The following is a 687-nucleotide window of genomic DNA, read 5'->3' as shown; positions in this document are numbered from 1 at the left end:
GGTTTGCTTTGGCGATGAAGAGTAAACCAATCAGTGGAACAAGGATGGCTGCGTAAGGGATCATACCTGCGCCCATTTGGCTATCGAGCACCATGCCACCTAAGAAACCACCAAAGGCATTGGCTAAGTTGAATGCTGAGATATTTGCCGTCGCCGCTAGCTCTTGACCTTCACCGCCGTGGTTCATTACACGAAGCTGCATCGCTGGTACGTTAGCGAATGAAGCAATACCAAATACAAAGGCGGTAGCAATAAACAGTACTTTGCTGTCTACGGTTAGGCCGACCAGTACGAGTGACACAATCATCGCGATAGCCCAGAACATGGACGCTTTTTGTAGGTTTTTATCTGATGAACGACCACCTATGGTGTTACCAACAATCAGACCGACGCCAACGATAACTAAAATCCAAGTCACGGCACTTTCACCAAAGCCAGTGATGTGCATGGCAATAGGGGCGATGTAGCCATACAAAGCCATGAACCCCGACCAAGCAAATACAGTGATCGCTAGGCTGATTAGTAGCATTGGGTTTTTGAACGCTGCCACTTGCGCTTTAACGTCTTTTGCTTCGCCGTGTCCGGTCGATTTGATCACTGACGTGATGAAGAACAGAGCCACTAAGCCAAAAGCGGCAACGGTCAAGAAAGTGGTGTGCCAGCCGAATTGCAAGCCAATCCAAGTAC

1 protein-coding gene is annotated in these 687 nt (G+C 48.8%); it reads right to left on the bottom strand.

Annotation, left to right across the window (positions count from 1 at the left end):
• The coding region (locus tag EXZ60_RS18945) for an MFS transporter (RefSeq protein WP_277436160.1) at nt 1-687 on the bottom strand (687 nt) is incomplete at both ends.

The sequence above is a fragment of the Vibrio sp. 1151_11 genome (assembly GCF_029478525.1).
Classification (GTDB): domain Bacteria; phylum Pseudomonadota; class Gammaproteobacteria; order Enterobacterales; family Vibrionaceae; genus Vibrio; species Vibrio anguillarum.
Note: the sequence above shows the minus strand (reverse complement) of the source record. Positions and strands in the feature narration are given on the sequence as shown.